The organism is Coleofasciculus sp. A1-SPW-01 (genome assembly GCF_040217205.1).
In the GTDB taxonomy this organism is placed as follows: Bacteria; Cyanobacteriota; Cyanobacteriia; order Cyanobacteriales; family Coleofasciculaceae; genus Coleofasciculus; species Coleofasciculus chthonoplastes_A.
In genome coordinates, this window is sequence record NZ_JAVJNP010000147.1 from 65,649 (window position 1) to 85,538 (window position 19,890).

Below are 19,890 nucleotides of genomic sequence, written 5' to 3' on the forward strand. Positions count from 1 at the left end.
GTCAAAGTGGGATAAAGTAAACTAGAGCTTTCTACAGCTACACTTGGAACCAATCCCCAGCAGCTACCCGCTAACCCCATGTTAACCAGCGTTGAGCGTTTACTTTTTGTCAGGGGCGTCCCCATTTTTCAGGAATTGCGGGACGATTTTCTGGTGCGCGTTGCTTCGGTTATGGATGAGTTATCATTTCCGAGTGATCATACGATTGTTACCCAAGGGGAAGAAGGGCGATCGCTGTATATTGTGGTATCCGGTTCCGTGCGGGTTCACATTGGCGATCGCGATTTGGCTTATCTGAAGCAAGGTGCTTGTTTTGGCGAGATGTCACTGTTTGATGCTGAACCGCGTTCGGCTTCGGTGACGACATTGGAAACCTGCGAATGTCTGATGCTGACTCAATTGCAATTGTATGACGCCATTGATGAGACACCAGGAATTGCGATTAATATTATTCGCTTACTCTCGCGCCGCATTCGAGAACTAAATAATAAGTTGAATGCTTACGAGGTGAAACATCCGGCGTCTGATTTCAGCAAAACCAGCAGTAATTTTACGAGGTAGTTGAGGACGAATGGTGTTACAAGCTTTTCGCTTGGTGGTTATACCCGGATTTCTCACCCCAATTGTCCAAAGGCTTATACAACCTGGATTGACAGTACAATAAGGCTTTCAACACCCTGTCGAAATTTAGGTTCGGTCGAAAATTGTCTGACCCTTCGACTTCGCTCAGGGTCAAGCAATTTGAATTTTTCTTCATTTGTCCTAACTAGAGTGCGTAGTGCTATAAAACCCGCTCCTACATCTACCTTCGCGATCGCGTGAATGAATTACCGGGAATTCATGCCAGGAATGCGACCATTGACATAGTAGTCTCGGGTTCCTTTAGCATTAAGGGCTTCCCCTAAGCGATTCAACGCATGAACATAAGCAGCGGTTCGCAGGGAAACAGCTAACTCTTTATAAATTGACCAGATATGTTGGCTTTCTTCCACCATTTTCTGTTTCAAATTTTCATTCACTTTTGCCATTTTCCAATAGAGTCCACTGCGGTTTTGTACCCATTCAAAATAGCTCACTGTCACCCCACCCGCATTAACCAGAATATCGGGAAATACGAGAATTCCTTTGCTGTCTAAAACCTTATCCGCCTCTGAAGTAATCGGACCATTGGCGACTTCAAAAATATAGCGGGCGCGGACATCGTTAACATTCTCGTGGGTAATTTGATTCTCCAACGCCGCCGGAATCAGAATATCTACATCTAAGGCTAAGAGTTCGGCATTGGTTAACTGTTCATGTTCAACAATATTACAAACCGTGTCTTGACAGTAAACCGCTTGCAGACTTTGACTTGACATTTTATACTGGCGAATACTGGGAATATCTAAGCCTTTTTTGGCATAAATTCCACCTTGAGAATCACTGATGGCAACAACTTTATACCCAGCTTTAGCCAGGAGTTCTGCCAATACCGCCCCAGCTTTACCAAATCCCTGAATTGCGATTGTCGTGTATTGGGGGATTAGATCCAGTTTAGGTGCCATGGATTCAATCACAAAGTAAGCCCCCGTAGCGGTTGCGCCATCGCGCCCCACACTTCCACCCATGGTGATGGGTTTACCCGTGACGACAGCGGGACTAATTTGACGCCGAATGATGCTATATTGATCCATCATCCACCCCATAATCATGGCATTGGTGTAAACATCAGGGGCGAGAATATCCACATCCGGTCCAATAAAATCGGCGATCGCGTCAATGTAGCCGCGACTGAGGCGTTCGAGTTCCAGTTTGGATAAGCCTTTGGGATTAACCGTAACTCCCCCCTTCGCACCACCAAAGGGTAGATTTAATACCGCACATTTAAATGTCATCCAAAAGGCGAGGGATTGAACTTCATCCAGAGTAACGTTGGGATGATAGCGTACACCGCCTTTTCCGGGTCCCCTGGTGTCATCATATCGAACTCGATATCCTTGTACCATGGTTAATGAGCCATCATCCATGCGAACCGGGATGGACACACTCAGGCTCATTTTAGGATGCTTTAAGCGGGCGATCGCATCTTCGGAAATCGAGACATGTTTCATCGCCGCTTGCAATCGGGTGCCAGCATCAGCTAATAATGAATCAGACATTCCATTGTTCCTCATAAAGATAAGGGATTGAACTAAAATTAGAGAGAATTTGATCGCAAGGCAAATCGCCCCCTGGGATTGGGATTGAACCAGGAAACCCAATCACCAGCACAGCTTGCTTGGCGATTCAAGTCCCTAATGTCCAGACTCCAGCGCCAGTTGAGTAATTTTGGGTTTGAATTAAGCAAAACTTATATATAGGCGCGATCGCGCTTATCGATGAACAAAACAACGGCTTCATCTCTCCTTGATCTAGAAAAGATTAAAGTCGGTGCGACTTGTCCTTACTACGATTATTTCACGGGATTTGATTAAATTGCCAATAAAGTGTAGTTTTCGTTACTTTTTTAACATAAAGTTTACATTTCGCTTGTAGTTGCGCTTGTAGTTGCGCTTGTAGTTGCGCTTTAGCGCCGGTATAACTTTGAGGTTAGTTCCTACGTTGTAGCGATGATAGGCTAAAGCCCTTACTACAAACTACAAACTACAAACTACGAACTACAAACAGGACGACTAAACACTGGTGAATAGTCGCCCGGTGAACTTTTTGCCTGGGGGAACTTCAGTTGCGTTTAATCGTTGTTTGTTAGCCCTTCAATCATGTCTTTCGCTTTTTCTAACACGTTCTTGTCGGGCTGAGATTCTTCATACTTTTCTTTTTCCTCCTCGTAAAGTTTTTCCACCCCTTTTTGCGGATCTTCCGACAGTGCTTCTTTGGCTTCTTCGTAGGCTTCTTCTTTCTCTTGCTGTGACAATCCTAATTCGATCTTTTCTGCTTTTGGTGGAGTCGTCAAAGGTGTATCAGAGTCAGCTAATACGGCTTGATTGCTCAGGAGTAATAAACTCCCTAGATTGATTAAAGTAATTAAACTTAAAGCCCAAAGCATTTTGCCAATCCGTCGCTGAAAATTGATTAAAAATTGTAACATTGCCATCTCCTTTAAAGTATCAAACCGAAATTAGCTTGAAATGCTAATTATAGCTGCTAATGATAACCTTAGCTTCTGCCCATGGATAGATATACTAATTTTATAATTGCTGCCAATCCTCAAGTTAAGCAATTATTACTGGCTAGGCTTGCTTGAATAGCTAAACCCATCCTACCGATTGAATTATTACTTATTATTTATGAATGTCTATTAATCCAGCCAAGAGCATTTTTTTTAACTCCTGATTGAGCGCCTGATACCCCCTAGGATTGATATGTAACGTATCGTAAATGTACTGGCTTTTAACGTGCTGATCCTCTACCAAAAGTGAATAGGCATCTAAAATTAAGACATTTTTGGCTTTTAGCGAGTAGAGGTAAGCATTGACATCCTCAACGGCTTTGGCGACATCAGGTGACCAAAAGGGTTGACGAATCAGGGGAACCGAACCAATGGGAAAAATGGTGGTTAAAATAACAGTGGCATCCTGTTTGACTGCACGAGCGACAATCTTGTGAATATTAGTCTTACAGTTACTGATAATGGCTGCTTTTTGCTTAGGGAATAGCGGGATTGTTTTCAAATCGTTAATCCCAACTTGCACAACGATAATATCGGGATGTAAGGGTAAAATATGTTGATCAAAACGTTCCCATACCTGAGTGGACGTTTGACTGCCAATGCCACGATTGATAAAAGAAACATCGTTGATATTGTCTGGCTCAACCCACATTGCTGCTCGCGAGTCACCAAAGAAGACAACGGTTACTGGAGAGTGAATCGATGAACGATCAGCTAACGCATCCCCACTAAAGGTTTGTAGTCCAAGGGGATCGAGATTGGTTTTGTTCAGTTGCAGGTAGTACGATTTGGCTTGGGAGAAGAGGAAGATATTGACAACCAGCGACACAACTAATGCCACCAGAGATAAAAAAAATACCAACCGAAATAAGCATTTTCGTTTCTGCATTTTGTAAATGTATTTATTTTGAATATGCTCCTGTAACACACCATAATTTTAACGCCTTCGCTTGCGAAATTCACCTCCTAGATTTCGGCATTGTGCCAAGGAGTAACCCAGGAGTTGGGCGTGTTCCACGGCGGCTTGTTCGAGATAATTCTGTTGACACTCCCCGCTCTTACATAGACGGGGATTCTTGGTTCTCCGATCCGCCATTAGACGACAAGATTGCTCCAATCGCCCAAGAGGGCAGGTCTCCCCAAGCGTAGTTTCCGGCATGCCCTGCCGTACTTAACCCTTTTTGAAGGATGTTTAGACTGGCTGCGATGTCCCTGTCTTCGGTATATCCACAGTTTCCACAAACATGGGTTCTTTGGGACAGGGATTTTTTGACTCGATGATGACACTTCGGACAATCTTGGGAGGTGTAGTGCGGTGGAACTGCCACTGTCATTTTTCCGTATTTATGTCCGAAGTATTCTAGCCATTGCCTAAATGTAGACCAGCCAGCGTCAGAAATAGACTTAGACAAGTGACGATTTCTTACCAACCCTTTCACATTCAAGTCTTCATAAGCTACCAAATCGTTAGATTGGATAACGGAATATGCGACTTGCTTGCAGTATTCTTTTCGCTGCCTACTTACTCTTAAATGCTTCCGGGCATATCGTTTTCTTGCCTTATGATAGTTTTTAGACTGCGGTTTCGCTCCCCTGCGGTACTTCTTAGACTTCTTGCGATTAGCTCGATTGAGCTGTCTTTCCGATTTGCGGTAAAACTTTGGAGGCTCTTCGGTGTTACCATTGGAGTCGGCTAGAAAGTATTTGATTCCTAGGTCTAAACCAATGGCTTTTCCAGTAGGCTTAGTTTTAACTCGCACATCAGCTTTAACCGCAAATTGTGCATAATAGCCATCGGCACGTCGAACCAACCTCACTCGCTTGATTTGGTCAATAGAGTAGAAGTTGAGATCATAAGTGCCTTTCAGTTTTAGTCGTCCTATTCCTTTCTTGTCGCTGAAGGTTATAGCTTTACGGTTCTCCGATAGCTTCCATCCTGATGTTTTGTACTCAACAGAACGGCAGTTTTTCTTGAACTTAGGAAAACCTTTGGCCCCTTTAACCTTTTTTCGGCAATTTTCGTAGAAACGACTAATGGCACTCCAAGCACGATCAGCTGACGCTTGACGCGCCTGAGAATTGAGTTGATTAGCAAAGCTAAACTCTTTCGCCAATACACGACAATATTTACTGAGATCATACTTATCGACACCTTTGTTGTCCATCCAGTGTCGCAAGCATTTGTTTCGGACAAACTGAGTCGTCCGAATCGCCTCATCAATTGCTGCATATTGAGCGGGTTTAGCTTTTATTTCATCCCTCGGATAAATCACGAGGGAGCCTGCACTATCACTTGTAAACACCATTGTTGACATGTCCGAGGACATCAATTTCATAATGCCGCACCCGCAATTGCCTGGTATAGATTTGCATGGGCTTTCACTGTCGTCGAGGATTCTCAGGGTTGAGTATACGCGCTTTTGCGAGTCCCTAGCTAAGTTACAGCCTTTTCAGACTCGATGTGATACACCCAAACAAGAGCAGCACAGAGCTGTCCTAGAGTTGCTGTACTACACCGTGTTAGAAAGTGCTGTAGCATACTGAAAACTCTGGCACAGCCACGTCTATGACTGTCTTGATTTAGCCCAGATAGCGCCACCGAGTATTTCAATAGCGTGCTTGATCGTTTATTATAGAAATTAAGCTGTTCTATTTTTTCTCACCTTGCCATTAACCTGGAGGAATCATTAATAAACGAATCCTGAAGTGGGTAGCGGCAAAATAGCTGAATGTCTAGAACACGACTAATCGCTTTCAGTCAGATTAGGCACAATCAAGAGACGGCTTGCCACTCTCGATTTTTGTTGCTGCATTGAGTGATAAGTTCCTCTAGGAAAACTACAAACTATTTGACTTTTTTGCCATTTAATGCTGGTGTTAGAATTTATTGAGTTCCTAATCAATACGTAAATTTTTTTTAATTTTTTTTGCAGTTTAGCCCGACAAATCAGGAAAAGCTACGCAGAGCTTTGCAGTCTAGTTGTGGGTAGATAAACTAGTTAAGTGTTCAACTCTATGCATGGCAGATATAACCGACCCGCTTTTGCAACAGGGGTGTTTCTAAAGTCAGAAAAAATCGTAACTTTGACTCTGGGATATGGGCAGGAAAACTGTCACTGCATTACCTTAGTACCGCACGATCTTGGACGTCAAACGTCAAAAACATTTTGCCATGACTCAGTTCACTGATTTGAATAGTCGGTTTTTCTGGCGTCCGCGTGTAAGCTGTCACGCATTTAAATTGGGAATGGGTAGCGAGCAAGATGCAAAGCCTGCGGCATGGCTTCGCTAAACGCACTACAAGGATTTCGCAATTCTTGACATTATGGTTTAAATGCCGAACAGCTTACTACCCTGAATCCTTATGTTCAGTCCCTTTATCGTTATCGCTGACTGAAATAAGCCCAAGTTTCTCCGCTCGGTAGAGTTTGTTTGTATGTTTCCCTTTTTCAATCGACTGTTAATCGATGGGTTGATTTATTGGTTTAATGTAGCTGGCTGGCTTTTTGATTTCAGCCCAATTCGCCCAGTGCTAATGTATGGCGGTGTCTTGGCTGTCATGGGGTTACTGGCTATAGGTTTAGTCGGCTTAAGACAAACTCAACGAAAAAGAAATGCTACCGCTTTTGCCAATTCCCCAGAACACTTGACTAAAACAATACCAACCGACTTCGCCCCATTGTTTCAAGCGATTCCTCAGGCGGTAGTTGTTACGGATACAGACGGTTTTATCGTTAAGGTTAACTCAGCTTTTAATCAGCTTTTTGGGTATCCAACAAAAGCCTTAGTGGGACAACCCTTATCGCAGTTGTATGCGAATTCTGAGGAGTTTGATCCACAGACGATGAATCCGGATTCGGCAGATTTCAATCAGTCCAAACGGATAAACTATCAACGCCAAACCGGGAATATTTTCAGCAGCGAAACCCTCAATAGTGTCGTTAAAGATAGGGAAGGAAACGTTGTTGGAATTCTCTGGCTGATTCGCGATATTAGCGATCGCCAGCAAACCGAACTCGCCCTGCAAGCCAGTGATGAACGCTTAAACCTGCTGATTGACGGGATCAAAGACTATGCGATTTACCTGCTCGATACTGAGGGTAAGATTGTTAGCTGGAATGCAGGCGCTCAACGTCTGAAAGGGTATTCAGCATCAGAGATCATTGGTCAATCTTATCAGTGTTTTTTCCTCAAGGACGATCAAGAAAGCGGTAAACCCGAACAATCCTTAAAAATTGCCGCCGAAACGGGTCGATTTGAGGATGAAGGGTGGCGCGTGCGGCGGGATGGTTCCCACTTTTGGTGTACAACGATTATTACGGCGCTGCGCGATGAAACAGGATACCTGCGGGGGTTTGCCAAAGTCACCCGCGACATTACTGAATCCAAGCAGACTGAGGTGCGCTTACAACTGTTGGAACGGGCGATCGCAGCCAGTAGTAATGGTATCCTGATTACTGATCCAAATGTACCCGATAATCCGATTATTTTCGTCAATCCCGGCTTTGAGCGAATTACTGGTTATTCAGCTCAAGAGGTTTTGGGAAAAAACTGTCGCTTCTTACAAGGAGATAATCAGCAACAACCTGGCTTAGATAAACTAAAAGCGGCATTAAAAAACGAACAAGACTGTCACGTCATCCTGCAAAACACTCGCAAAGACGGGACACGCTTCTGGAATGAATTGTCCATTTCCCCCATCCGCGATCGCCATGGCAAACTCACCCACTATATTGGCATTCAAACCGATATTAGCGAACGTCGCCAAGCCGAACAAGAACGCGATCGCATCTTTGGCTTGTCCGTTGATATGCTTTGTATTGCGGGGTTTGATGGCTATTTTAGACGCCTGAATCCCGCCTGGGAAAAAACTTTAGGGTGGAGTGAAGCTGAATTATTAGCCCAACCTTATCTAGAATTGGTTCATCCCGATGATCGCGCTGTGACTCTGACGGAAGCCGAAAAACTAACAACTGGGAAAGACTCTATCGCCTTTGAAAATCGCTATCGCTGTCGCGATGGTTCCTATCGCTGGCTGTTGTGGAATGCTAAAGCCTTAGTGGAAGAAGGATTAATTTATTGTGTTGCTCACGACGTAACTGAACGCAAGCAAGCCGAAGCCGCCTTACGGGAGAGTGAAGCCCGTTTCCGTACCATGGCAGATAGTGCGCCTGTACTACTATGGGTGGCTGGAACCGATGGACGCTGTACGTTTTTCAATCGCCCTTGGTTAGAGTTTACCGGACGCCGTTTAGAAGATGAACTGGGCGAGGGGTGGCTAGAGGTGGTACATCCAGAGGACAAGAACAATTGTTTACAGATTTATAGTCATTCCTTTCACCAGCGCCAAACCTTTCGCATGGAGTACCGAATGCGACGCGCTGATGGGGAATATCGTTGGATTTTAGATACAGGTGTGCCGCGATTTGACACGAATCGGGGGTTTCTGGGATATATCGGCTCCTGTATAGATATCACCGATGTGAAAGAAAGTCAAGCCGCCCTAGAGTATTCCCAATCCCTGCTATCGGGGGTATTAAATAGTTCCCTGGATGGGGTGATGGCATTTGAAGCTGTTCGCGATCGCCAAGGGACGATTATTGATTTTAAATGGCTGCTGATTAATCCCGCTGCTGAACGCATGGTGGGACGGACGAGTGAGGAACTGATGGGTCAGCAGTTGCTCGTGGAAATGCCAGGAAATCGCCAAGACGGACTCTTTGATTTCTATGTTCAGGTAACCGAAACCGGGATTCCGATTGAGCGAGAATTTCATTACCGCCACGAAGGGATTCAGGCTTGGTTTCAAATCGCCGCTGTCAAATTAGGCGACGGATTTGCCGTTACCTTTGGTGATATTACTCATCGCAAACAAGCCGAGGAAATCTTATATCAGAAAAATTCAGAACTGCAAGCGATTTTTAACGCCCTTCCCGATTTATATTTTCGCTTGAGTCAAGATGGAACGATTCTCGACTATAAAGCTACCAATTTGGGTGAATTATATGTCGAGCCAGAACAGTTTTTGGGACAGTCGGTACACAATGTTCTCCCTGCTGATGTGAGTGATAAAATTCAGGGGGCGATCGCGCAGGTAATTCAGAGCCAATCCCCAGTTAGTCTGGACTATTCCTTATCCTTAGAGACAGGGGAGCAAAACTATGAAGCCCGACTCGTGCCATTTTTGGACAATCAGATTATTGGGATTATCCGTAATATTACCGAGCGCAAACAGATTGAACAACAACAGCGCCAAGACGAAGCCGCGATTCGGGCTTTATATCGAGTGGCTGCTGCACCCAAACTCACGTTTGAGCAACGCCTACAAGGACTCTTAGCCTTGGGGCGGCGTCATTTTGGTCACGATGTCGGTATTGTGTCTCAGATTGAACAAGGGCGCTGTCTGGTGATTGCGGCTCAAGTTCCGCCTAAATCACCTCGACAGGTGCAGGCGGGAGATACGTTTGAATTAGGACAGACAATTTGCAGCGAAACGATTCACGCCAAGGAACCGATCGCGTTCGAGTCGGCTGAAGATACAGAATGGGCAAATCATCAAGCCTGTCTCACGTTTGGGATTAAATCCTATCTGGGTACGAGTGTCAAGGTAGCGGGGACTGTTTATGGGGTACTGTGCTTTTTCAGTCTCGATCAATCTTCCACCACCCTCACCGCCAACAATCGCTCGGTGTCCCCTCAATTGCTCAAACTCATGGCACAGTGGGTGGGTCATGAGATCGAACGTCAACAAGCCAGAACCTTATTAGAGCGGCAATTACAACGGATGTTGCTGCTCAAACAAATTACCCAAGAAATTCGCCAAAGCTTAGACAGTAAGCATATTTTTCAGACGGCGGCGACGCAAGTGGGTCAGCTTTTCGGTGTAAATCGTTGTCTGATTCATACCTATTTGGCAAAGCCTTGTCCGCAAATTCCGTTGGTGGCTGAGTATCTAGAACCCGGTTATGAGTCAACCCGACAGCAAACGATTCCCGTTGTGGGCAATCCTCACGCCCAAGCGGTGCTGGCGCAAGACCAAGCTGTGAGTTCCGAGAATGTTTATATTGATCCACAATTAGAGGGGGCGAATCAACTTTGTCGTCAGATGGATCTTAAATCCATGCTTTCGGTGCGGACTTCGTATCAGGAGCAGACCAATGGTATTATTTGCCTGCATCAATGCGATCGCTTCCGTCAGTGGAGTGACGATGAAATTGAACTGTTAGAAGCGGTGGCGGCGCAAGTTGGGATTGCGTTAGCTCAAGCTCAACTCTTAGAACAGGAAAAGCAACGGCGGGAAGAATTGACGCTGAAGAACCTCGCCTTACATAAAGCGAAACGGGAAGCCGAAGTCGCTAATCGGGCAAAAAGTGAGTTTCTGGCAATGATGAGCCATGAAATCCGCACGCCGATGAATGCGGTAATTGGTATGGCTGGATTGTTGTTGGATACTGAGTTGACGTCCCAACAGCAAGACTTTGCTAATACGATTAGTAGCAGTGGTGAAGCTTTACTGACGATTATTAATGATATTCTGGACTTCTCGAAAATAGAATCCGGCAAATTGGAGTTAGAGGAACACCCCTTTGATGTGCATGTTTGTATTGAGGAAGCTTTAGATTTAGTTGCCTCTCAAGCGACGGCTAAGGGATTGGAACTCGCTTATTTAATTGAACCCTTCGGCTTCGCTCAGGGTCAACCCCAAACCCCAGCCACCGTGGTGGGTGATATTACCCGCCTGCGACAGATTCTGGTGAATTTGCTGAGTAATGCGGTGAAGTTTACGGAACGGGGGGAAGTGGTGGTATCGGTGATCAGTCGGGCGGTGTCTGGGGAAGCTGGGGGAGCAGAGGGAGCAGAGGGAGCTGGGGGAGCTGGGGGAGCAGAGGGAGCTGGGGGAGCTGTTCCGGTGGAACATCTGGAAGCCGAACAAACCTACGAACTGCAATTTACGGTCAGAGATACAGGAATTGGCATTCCCCGCGATCGCATGAATCGGTTGTTTAAACCATTCTCTCAGGTGGATGCGTCGATGACCCGCAATTATGGGGGGACAGGTTTGGGTTTAGCGATTAGTAAGCGCTTGAGTGAACGGATGGGCGGGCGCTTGTGGGCAGAAAGTGAGGTAGGGAAAGGTTCGACGTTTTATTTCACGATTGTAGTGAAATCAGACCCCAATTCGGTCACGGCGGAGTTGGATACACCCCAACCGGAGTTACGAGGAAAACGGTTACTGGTAGTGGATGATAATGCGACGAATCGGCAGATTATCACCCTACAGGCGCAGTCATGGGGAATGGAGGTGACAACAGCCGCATCAGGAGAGCAAGCGCTAAACTGGTTAGCCGACTCAGAACCCTTTGATCTGGCGGTTTTGGATTGGCAAATGCCAGAAATGGATGGTTTGACCTTAGCGTTACAAATCCAGGCGTTACCGAATAATGAACAACTCCCCTTGGTCATGCTCAGTTCTGTGGGTCGGCAAACCCCATATCAACCCGATGATATGCCCAACTTTGCGGCATTTCTGACCAAGCCGATTAAGCAATCCCAGCTTTATAATATTTTTGTGACAATTTTAGGACGTAGGCGGATTTCGGTGCGTCCAGGCGATCGCTTATTGGGACTGCTTGAGGCTCAGTTTGCCCAGAGGCTACCCTTAAGCATTCTGCTGGTCGAAGATGTGGCGGTCAATCAAAAGGTGGCTCGCCAAATGTTGCAGCGCTTAGGATATCGCGCCGATGTGGCGAACAATGGACAAGAGGCGCTGGAATCCCTGCGTCGTAAGTCCTATCAGGTTGTTTTCATGGATGTGCAGATGCCAGAAATGGACGGATTGGAGGCAACTCGCCGCATCCGGGCTGAATGGTCGTCAGCTTGCCAACCCTGGATTATTGCCATGACTGCTCATGCGATGCAGGGAGACCGAGAACAATGTTTGCAAGTGGGTATGAATGACTATATCAGTAAACCGATTCGACCGGAAGCCTTGGTGCAAGCCTTAACCACTTATGCTCAAGTGCTGGATCAAGAAGGCAGAGATAGTATAAGGGATCATTCAGATGAGGACGTATCTGTGCCAGAAATAACCTCAGACTCCAGTGTCACCCCTGCTTTGGATCGGCAAGTGCTGAAAGATTTAAGAGAAATTGCCGGAGATGATTATGAGGGGTTAATCGCGGAAGTGATTGACAGTTATCTGGAAGACTCCCCACCTAGGGTACAAGCAATTCGGAGTGCGATCGCTCATGATGATGCTAATGCTTTGCACCAATCTGCCCATGCATTGAAATCATCGAGTCTAACGATTGGTGCAACGGGTTTGGCGAAACTGTGTGCTGATTTAGAAGCGTTGGGTCGCACGGGAAACCTAGAGCCAGCTTCTACCCTGATTTCCCAGTTTGATGCAGAGTATGAGCGAGTTGTCACTGCGTTGCAACAAGAGCATCCGAGGAAACTATGATGAATGAGCCTGACTTTCACCGTGACCCGCCCCTGATTTTGATTGTGGATGATGAAAAGACCCTACGCCTGGTGCTGCGTCGGGCGATGGAACAGGAGGGATATCGGGTGTCAGAAGTGGGGGATGGGCATCAATGTCTGGCGTTTTGCACCGAACAGTTACCCGATATTATTTTGTTGGATGCGATGATGCCTGTGATGGATGGGTTTACCTGTTGCGCTCAGTTACAGGAACGATTTGGTCAGAAATGTCCACCTGTGTTGATGATTACGGGACTTAATAATCAGGAATCCGTAGACCGCGCTTTTGAAGCAGGCGCTACGGATTATATCACGAAACCGATTCATTGGGCGGTGCTGCGGCAACGAGTGCGGCGGTTACTGCATACCCATTGGGTGATGGCGGAGTTACACCGCAAAATTGAGCAAGAACGGGTGCTGAAGGCGAAGTTAGAGGAAATGAATCAGGAGTTGCAACGGTTGGTTGATTTGGATGGGTTGACTCAGATTGCCAATCGTCGGGCTTTTGATCAGGCGTTGCAGCAGGAGTGGAAACGATTGGCGCGGGAGCAAGCACCTTTGTCGTTAATTTTGTGTGATATTGATTTTTTTAAGGCATATAACGACACGTATGGACATCAAGCGGGAGATGAGTGTCTTAAACAAGTTGCTGATATTTTGCGTAAAGCGGCAAAGCGTCCAGCGGATGTGGTAGCTCGGTATGGGGGTGAGGAGTTTGTGGTGATTTTACCGAATACATCCCTCAGAGGTGCCATGCAGGTAGCAGAATCGATTCGCTCGAAACTGAAGTCGCGGGCGATTGTGCATGAGGGGTCTGGGGTGAGTAAATTTGTCACCTTAAGTTGTGGTGTAGCTGGAGTAATTCCGCCGCCAAAAACGACTCCAGATCGGCTAATTGCGGAGGCAGATCAAGCGCTGTATAAAGCTAAGGTAGAAGGGCGCGATCGCGTGGTAGGGAATTTGGTTGAAGTTTGATTGTTATTATTTTACTCCCTTTCCAGAACTTCTAATGTCAAAATACCCTTTCGTTTCTTTACGATTAGTTCGATACTATCTAACCACTGAGAACCGATTAAAATATCAGGGAGTCCTTCTCCAACGTGAACGGGAATGGTAAACTCTTGGTTATCGATCATTACCGTTCCTGCATAGAGGTCAAAAAGCTCATTACCTCGCGCCGTTGTCATGTCGATTTCATAGGCGATCGCAGACCACTGTAACGCCTCGATATCCTGAGCGTTAAGCGCTAGCCAGCCTGTGGTAAAACCCGTATCTAGAAGTGCTTCAACGGCAAAACATTCGCCATTTGCGGCTATCAGTTTAATCTCAAAGAACAACTCCCCATTTTCACCAAACCTGCCTACAATCATATCGTGCCGCAGGTTCCGGTTTCATTCAGTCGAAAGATTGTTAGCTTAACATCAGTATTGACATAACGTTCTTGTCCTTTTTGAATCACTCCTTCTAGTTTTGGGTCAATTAAATAGTCGCCGCTATCGGGTTCTATGGCAATGAACCAATTGTAGTATTGTTCAATCAGTTCCGGGCGAAGTCGTTCAAAAATAACTCGGCAACGCTTGCCCAGTTCAATGCGTTTCGCTCTGCGTCTGGCTAATTCTTCTGGCGGAATGGTATATTTTGGGAATATTCGTCCCCGTCTTGGTTGGCGCTTCTGTGGTAAGGATGTCATGTTGATAAGAGAATGTTACATTAGGGATTTTTGTAATGGTATTGTAGCTAAATCTGTCCCAGTAAATTCAGGGGGGTGTCGTGCGATCGCGTGTTAATAAAAGTGTCCCCACTCTGTTTTAAATGCCACTCCATAAGCTGTCATACATTTAAATTGGGTATGAGTAGCGAGCAAGATGCTCACCCTACAAGAATGCTCGCCATCATCATAAAATTGCACCTAAATTCCAACAGCACGAGAAATCCACACAGCATTATCCAAAAGTGCGATCGCAGATCTTGTCGGGTGCGTTAATGAAATGTAACGCACCCTGTATAGTGCGATCGCATCTGTATCTGTCGTCCTGAGTCGAGTTCGAGGCTCAAAGCGTCCTCGGCGAGGCTCAGAGTGTCCTTAGTCGAGGCTCAGAGTGTCCTTAGTCGAGGCTCAAAGCGTCCTCGGCGAGGCTCAGAGTGTCCTTAGTTGAGGCTCTAAGCGTCCTCAGCGAGGCTCAGAGTGTCCTTAGTCGAGGCTCAGAGCGTCCTTAGTCGAGGCTCAGAGTGTCCTTAGTCGAGGCTCAGAGTGTCCTCGGCGAGGCTCAGAGTGTCCTTAGTCGAGGCTCAAAGCGTCATGGGCGAGGCTCAGAGTGTCCTTAGTCGAGGCTCAAAGCGTCATGGGCGAGGCTCAGAGCGTCCTTAGTCGAGGCTCAAAGCGTCATGGGCGAGGCTCAGAGCGTCCTTAGTCGAGGGTCTATTGGCGTCATATTAAGACGTTCCGGCGGAACGTCTCTACCATCATGATGCTTACCGTCAACCCGATCACCCCACACGGGCAAGAATTCAAAGCCTCTCAAGAGCAGGAGAGAGGTTTGGAGAGAGGTTTCCCCCTCTGTCTTTTGGTATACCATAGTTAGCATCTCCCCTCTCAATTCCCCCATGAATGAACAACGCCAACAAGCCTATCTAACCCTGATTAATGCCCTATTAACCTGTCCCAATGGTGAGGAAGGGCAGATATTGCAGGATAACGCTGAGTTAGTGGATGCGGGGTTGGTAGCAACCATGGCACAGGTGGCGAAAGCGTTAGCAGAGAGAGGGGATGAAAATGCCGCGCAGTTTTTAATCGGAATGGCGAATCAGTTAGGGGAATCCTTGGGATTATCTGACTCAACTGCAACTTCTCAAGGTCAACTCGACTTCCTGGTTGAAGTATTACAAGCAACTGTAGATAGTAGAGGTAATCCGCAAGTTGTCTATCCCCTCCTCCAGCAAAACCTGCATCTATTGGATGATAAATTTGCCCGGATATTGTACGACTGGGCAACCGCAAAACTGGCAGAAGTGGAAGCCGAACCAGCCCAAGCTATTGCCTTAATTATTGGTGAATTCAGTAATCTGATCCAGCAGTTCCCTCTAGGAAGTCAAGCCACTAACTTGGAAATCGCGATTACGGGTTATGAATTAGCGCTGACTATCTTTACCCGCGAGAATCACTCAGAAACTTGGGCATCAATTCAAAATAATCTGGGAGAAGCCTACAGAAACAGAATCAGGGGAGAAAGGGCAGAGAATATCGAAAGTGAGATCGCTTCCTATCAAGCCGCCCTTCAAGTCAGAACCCGTGACGCTTTTCCCAGCGACTGGGCAATGACGCAATATAATCTGGGGATTGCCTACTGTGAGAGAATCCGGGGAGAGAGGGCACAGAATATCGAAAGTGCGATCGCATCCTTTCAAGCCGCCCTGGAAGTCTACACCCGTCAAGCCTTTCCTAGCGACTGGGCAATGACGCAAAATAATCTGGGGAATGCCTACTCTGACAGAATCCGGGGAGAGAGAGCACAGAATATCGAAAATGCGATCGCTTCCTATCAAGCCGCCCTTCAAGTCAGAACCCGTGAGGCTTTTCCTAGCGACTGGGCAATGACGCAAAATAATCTGGGGAATGCCTACAGAGACAGAATCCGGGGAGAGAGGGCTGAGAATATGGAAAATGCGATCGCGTCCTTTCAAGCCGCCCTGGAAGTCAGAACCCGTGAGGCTTTTCCTAGTGACTGGGCAATGACGCAAAATAATCTGGGGAATGCCTACAGAGACAGAATTCGGGGAGAGAGGGCTGAGAATATCGAATGTGCGATCGCATCCTATCAAGCCGCCCTTCAAGTTCTTACCCGTGAAGCCTTTCTCCAAGAGCATACTCAAACCCAATTTAACCTAGGACTTGCCTACCGAAACGCCCGACAATTGGACAACGCCTATCATGCCTTTGTCGCAGCGATTGATACGGTTGAATTCCAGAGAGTCGAAATTAGTTTAGGTACGGCTAATGATGCCGATAAACAGAAACTAGCGGAATATTTCAATAGAATCTATCGCCATACCATCGAAGTCTGTCTAGAATTAGCCGACAATACCCAAGCCTGGGAATACATCGAACGCAGCAAAACCCGTAACCTGATCGAACTCCTCACCAGTCGCAGCCTTTACCCCGATGGCGAAATTCCCACCCAGATCAAAAGCCAATTGCAACAGTTACAGGAAGAGATTCTGATTGAACAGCGACGCCTAAATCAGTTACAGGGGGCTGGGGAACAAAAGTTATCGGCAAAATCGATAACTGTAGAAGAGATAGACTACAGCCACATCAACCAACTGCGCCAGCGCTACAACGAACTTTATCCCTATAAACCCCTCAAGTTTGACCAACTCTCTACACTGATTGAGCCAAACACAGCGATTATTGAATGGTATATTTTCGATGACTGTTTCCGCGCCGTGATTATTAATGACCTAACCCCCCAGCCCCCTTCCCTGCCAGGGAAGGGGGAGGATTTAAGGAATAACGATAATTTAGGGAATAATAATAAGAATTCAAAGCCTCTCTCCTCGCAGGAGAGAGGTTTGGAGAGAGGTTTCCCCTCCATTTGGACATCCACCCCCGAAGACTTAGCTAACCTAGAAACCTGGGCTATCGACTATCTCCAAGCCTACTACGCCCCCAGACTTGCCGAAACCGACGCCGAAACAGAACAACTCAAACAAGACTGGCAAACCTCACTCCCCTCACGCCTCAACCAGCTAGCCGAAATACTCCATATTAACGATATCCTCACCTACATCCCCGAAACCTGCACCCAATTAATCCTAATTCCTCATCTTTATCTCCACCTATTCCCCCTCCACGCCTTAAACCTATTCCCCCGTTTCCCTGACGGTATCCGTTATCTCCCCAGTTGCCAACTCCTGCACCAACTCCAGCAGCAACAACGCCCTGACTTCCAGCACCTGTTTGCCATTCAAACCCCCACATCTGACTTATATGAACAAGACATCGGCGCCGTATCTGCCATCACCCGACAATTTTCCCCGATTGATATCCTCAAAAAAGACAAAGCCAGCAAATCCGCCCTCCTCTCTTCTGGGGAAACTCTCGACACCGCCAACAGTCTCCTCTTCTTCTGTCACGGCTATTTTAATCTCGATTCTCCCCTGGATTCCGGCTTACAGTTAGCCGATGCTAACCTCACCCTGGAAGACATCATCGCTGATTTTCGCCTCAGCAATTGTCGCCTCGTCACCCTTTCCGCCTGCGAAACCGGGTTAACCGACTTCAACAATATCAGCGATGAATATATCAGCCTCCCCTACGGTTTCCTCCTAGCCGGGAGTACCAATGTAGTCAGTAGCCTGTGGGAAGTCAGCGCCTTTGCCACCGCCCTCCTCATCGTCAAATTCTACCAAGAACTCCAGCAGCAAGAAAACCTCGCCCTCGCCCTGAATACCGCCCAATGTTGGTTACGAGACACCACCGTCAAAGGTTTTCAAGACTGGCTTCCCACTTCTCCCTTCAGTACCACCTGGCAGATAGAATTAAAGCAGTATTTCCAGAAACTAGAAACCGAACAAGGGGAAAAAGCCCAACCCTTTAACAATCCCTATTATTGGGCTGCATTTTGTCTAATTGGCAAAGGAGTTTAACATCATGTCTGTTTACGACAACAGTATTCTTGCCTTTATTAAAGTTATCGAAACTAACGCCAACTTACTCACCCCTCCAGACTGGGATAATTTAAATCAACTCGCCAATCAACTTCCTGACGATGATATTGAGAATATCTCGGATCAACTGGAAAACTGGTTAAAAGAATCTGCCTCCCGCCAAGAGATATTCCAGAGATACCAGGAACAGCGAGAGGGGTTAACAGAGGCAGAAATCAGAGATTTTCCAGAAATTGGTGTTGGCGGAAGCAAATCTCCCACGCCAGCGAATCAACCCAGCCCAGCTGCGAAGGACATGATTATTAATAGTATTATCAGACATTCACCTCCATCTACACCCCAGACAAACCCAGCCAATCCTCAAGGTTCCAATTAAGCGATAGGGATTGGCGGTTCGACTCAAGCTGATATTTTCCCCCTCATCCCCTAACCCCTTCTCCCACCAGGGGAGAAGGGGAACCGGATTCTCTGGCTCCCCTCTTACTCCCCTCTCCCAAGCTTGGGAGAGGGGCTGGGGGTGAGGGCTGGCGTGGGAGAGGGGCTGGGGGAGCTCACAAGGGTAGGTTTTTTAAGATTGCGGTTCAGGTAAGACAAGGAAGACAGGTAGACCAGTAGACAAGGAAGAGTTTTAACGAAAAATAGGGCGTTTCGGCTTTTAGAAGTTAGTTTGACCGAACCAAATTCTGTACGGTTTTCCCCCCTTGTCTTCTTTCCTTCCTTGTCCTCCTTGTCTTGTCTCCACCCTAAAATAAAAAACCTACACCTGTCAGGGCTGGGGGAGAGGGGCGATATCTTCAGCTAAACAGGGTACGGCAATGCCGTACCCCTACAGATATTCTGTATTATAGGCTAATAAAAATCTCGGCAATTTCCATCAACAAATGACATAAGACATAAGACCAATAACCCATAAATGAAAAACGTCAGCCTCACCCTCTACGCCTTCCACCTGCGTCAAACCCTCACCGACGCCCCCGATCGCGTGGCAGATGATGCGGCTTTATTATGGGATAATCTGACTAATCTGGGACATTTCCCTGAACTGACTACCCTCAAATCCCAACTCATCTGCTACACCAACACCGAATACACCCCCCAAAACGAACCCGGACAAAAAACTTACTGGCTTACCCACGCCAAAGATATCGACTTAGGCGCTATCTCCACCGCCGATGGCTTCAAAATCACCGCCAATCTGCAACCCTTTCGCCTCAATGACACCTACGCCATTGATCTCACTCTCACCCCCGACTCTCCCCACCTCGACATCACCCTCCCCCAACTGCAACACTTCAGCCCCCAATCCCTCCTCCCCAACACCATCCAAGCTTCCCTCGGACAAACCCTATTGTTATACGCCGAAGTAGACGCCCAAACCAACTGCGCCAGCCTCGCTGAACAATGCGCCACCGCCCTCCTCGCCAACACTCCCCTCAATCCCAGCTTCCAGCATCAAGACAGCCTCTTCGGGAGTCACCTCTTCCACTACCTCGCCACCCAACCCAGCCAACCCGATAACCCCGCCCAACAATGTCACATCCTCATCTCTCTCAACACCAACCAATCTCCCACTGTTGAACTGTTGGGAAAAG

At 47.0% G+C, this 19,890-nt stretch carries 12 protein-coding genes and 1 pseudogene; 6 read left to right on the forward strand and 7 right to left on the reverse strand.

Features of this window, described 5'->3' with window-relative positions:
* The first annotated feature begins 78 nt into the window (after nucleotides 1-78).
* A complete protein-coding gene (locus RH949_RS22745; RefSeq protein WP_006098974.1) occupies nucleotides 79-561 on the forward strand; it encodes a Crp/Fnr family transcriptional regulator in 483 nt (160 codons plus the stop codon).
* Nucleotides 562-827: 266 nt separating this feature from the next.
* On the opposite strand, the gene RH949_RS22750 is transcribed toward RH949_RS22745, so the two are convergent.
* From RH949_RS22750 to RH949_RS22770, 5 genes are all read right to left on the reverse strand, one after another.
* The gene (locus RH949_RS22750) at nucleotides 828-2,138 is read right to left on the reverse strand and encodes a Glu/Leu/Phe/Val family dehydrogenase (protein ID WP_446356336.1); all 1,311 of its coding nucleotides are present in this window, start codon (nucleotides 2,136-2,138) and stop codon (nucleotides 828-830) included.
* Between the two features lie 572 nt (nucleotides 2,139-2,710).
* Complete coding sequence (locus RH949_RS22755) at nucleotides 2,711-3,067, reverse strand: hypothetical protein (protein WP_446356338.1); 357 nt, start codon at nucleotides 3,065-3,067, stop codon at nucleotides 2,711-2,713.
* Between the two features lie 193 nt (nucleotides 3,068-3,260).
* On the reverse strand, nucleotides 3,261-4,037 hold the full coding sequence (locus RH949_RS22760) for an SGNH/GDSL hydrolase family protein (protein WP_446356340.1): 777 nt from the start codon (nucleotides 4,035-4,037) through the stop codon (nucleotides 3,261-3,263).
* A gap of 169 nt (nucleotides 4,038-4,206) precedes the next feature.
* Nucleotides 4,207-5,454, reverse strand: a complete 1,248-nt coding sequence (locus RH949_RS22765; RefSeq protein WP_446356351.1) for an RNA-guided endonuclease InsQ/TnpB family protein — start codon at nucleotides 5,452-5,454, stop codon at nucleotides 4,207-4,209.
* Complete coding sequence (locus RH949_RS22770) at nucleotides 5,438-5,521, reverse strand: hypothetical protein (protein ID WP_390434911.1); 84 nt, start codon at nucleotides 5,519-5,521, stop codon at nucleotides 5,438-5,440. Before RH949_RS22770 ends, RH949_RS22765 begins: the two co-directional genes overlap by 17 nt.
* A gap of 1,063 nt (nucleotides 5,522-6,584) precedes the next feature.
* Between RH949_RS22770 and RH949_RS22775 the strand changes: the two genes are divergently transcribed.
* On the forward strand, nucleotides 6,585-12,611 hold the full coding sequence (locus tag RH949_RS22775; protein ID WP_446356342.1) for a PAS domain S-box protein: 6,027 nt from the start codon (nucleotides 6,585-6,587) through the stop codon (nucleotides 12,609-12,611).
* Nucleotides 12,611-13,606, forward strand: coding sequence for a response regulator (locus RH949_RS22780; RefSeq protein ID WP_006098769.1), 996 nt, complete (start codon nucleotides 12,611-12,613; stop codon nucleotides 13,604-13,606). The genes RH949_RS22775 and RH949_RS22780 overlap by 1 nt, the downstream gene beginning before the upstream one ends.
* Before the next feature lie 11 nt (nucleotides 13,607-13,617).
* Here the strand turns inward: RH949_RS22780 and RH949_RS22785 are convergent, their stop codons facing one another.
* Both RH949_RS22785 and RH949_RS22790 read right to left on the reverse strand, forming a co-directional pair.
* A complete protein-coding gene (locus tag RH949_RS22785) occupies nucleotides 13,618-14,001 on the reverse strand; it encodes an aspartyl protease (RefSeq protein WP_044205122.1) in 384 nt (127 codons plus the stop codon).
* Nucleotides 13,998-14,321: a hypothetical protein gene (locus tag RH949_RS22790; protein ID WP_006098841.1), complete on the reverse strand. Its 324-nt coding sequence runs from the start codon at nucleotides 14,319-14,321 to the stop codon at nucleotides 13,998-14,000. The genes RH949_RS22785 and RH949_RS22790 overlap by 4 nt, the downstream gene beginning before the upstream one ends.
* 914 nt (nucleotides 14,322-15,235) lie before the next feature.
* On the opposite strand from RH949_RS22790, the gene RH949_RS22795 reads away from it, so the two are divergent.
* The 3 genes and pseudogenes from RH949_RS22795 to RH949_RS22805 form a co-directional block, all read left to right on the forward strand.
* A complete protein-coding gene (locus tag RH949_RS22795) occupies nucleotides 15,236-18,277 on the forward strand; it encodes a CHAT domain-containing protein (RefSeq protein ID WP_446356345.1) in 3,042 nt (1,013 codons plus the stop codon).
* A 4-nt stretch (nucleotides 18,278-18,281) separates the two neighbouring features.
* On the forward strand, nucleotides 18,282-18,674 hold the full coding sequence (locus RH949_RS22800) for a hypothetical protein (protein ID WP_446356347.1): 393 nt from the start codon (nucleotides 18,282-18,284) through the stop codon (nucleotides 18,672-18,674).
* 537 nt (nucleotides 18,675-19,211) lie between these two features.
* Nucleotides 19,212-19,890 (forward strand): annotated as a pseudogene (locus RH949_RS22805) (hypothetical protein); the annotation flags it as partial.